At 73.6% G+C, this 1,194-nt stretch carries 1 protein-coding gene; it reads left to right on the forward strand.

What is annotated here, in order from left to right:
* Positions 1-1,194, forward strand: a 1,194-nt coding sequence (locus HII36_RS57675) for an Lhr family helicase (RefSeq protein WP_456238043.1), incomplete at both ends; no start/stop codon positions are given.

Genomic DNA, 1,194 nt, shown 5'->3' on the forward strand with positions numbered 1-1,194 from the left:
CGTCCGGTCCATCGAGCAACTGCAGGGGGCGGCGGTGCCCGCGTCCGCGCTGGAGACGCTGGTGCTGCCGTCGCGGGTGCCCGGCTACCAACCGGCGCTGCTCGACGAGCTGACCTCGTCGGGCGAGGTGATGTGGGTGGGCCAGGGTTCGCTGCCCGGCGGCGACGGCTGGGTGTCGCTGTATTTCGCCGACACCGCGCCGCTGCTGCTGCCCGATCCCGCCGAGATCACGATGACCCCGGTGCACGAAGGCGTGCTCGACCTGCTGTCCGGTGGTGGCGCGCTGTTCTTCCGCGGCATCTCCGACCAGCTCGGCACGCTCGACGACGCCACGATGGTCACCGCGCTGTGGGATCTGGTGTGGTCGGGGCGCGTGTCGGGTGACACGCTCGCGCCGCTGCGCGCCACGCTCGGCACCGGACGTCCCGCGCACCGGCCCGCCACCACCCGTCGCCGCCGGGCGGTGCTGCCGACCAGGAGCGGGCCGCCGACTGTGGCGGGGCGGTGGTGGTTGCTGCCCGGGCCGGTCGACGACGCCACGCAACGGGCCAACGCGCAGGCCGAGGTGCTGCTGGAGCGACATGGGGTGGTGACGCGGGGCTCGGTGACGTCCGAGCGGCTTCCTGGGGGATTTACGCCCATTTATCAGGTTTTGCGGGCGTACGAGGAGGGCGGGCGATGCCGCCGGGGGTACTTCGTCGAGGGGCTCGGCGGCGCGCAGTTCGCCCTGCCGGGCGCGGTCGACCGCATGCGCGCCATGGCCCCCGGCCTCACCCCGGCCTCCTACCCCGGCGGGTCTCTCGGGATGGCCGCCTCCGGAGGGACGAGCGCCTCTGGTGAAGGAACCGGCACCGCTCACGGAGAGGTGGGCGTCTCCCTTGGCGAGGTGGGCGTTCCGGGTGCCTCACATGAAGGGGCGGACGTCACTGGTGAAGGAACCGGCACCGCTCACGGAGGGGCGGGCGTCTCCCCTGGCGAGGTGGGCATCCCGGGCGCCTCACGTGAAGGGGCGGGCGCTTCTTCTGGCGAGGCAGGCGCTCTGGGTGCCTCTCGTGAAGGAGCGGGCGTTTCTCCCGAAGGGGCGGGCGCGCCGCAGGACGGGTACGGCGACGCCTACGGGAGCGGTCCGTTCGGCGCGGGGCACGACCTGGGCGGAGCGCTCACCGGCGACTACGGCACGGGCGAAAGCACGGG

Origin of the sequence: Nonomuraea antri (assembly GCF_013283785.1) — a bacterium.
Lineage (GTDB): Bacteria > Actinomycetota > Actinomycetes > Streptosporangiales > Streptosporangiaceae > Nonomuraea > Nonomuraea antri.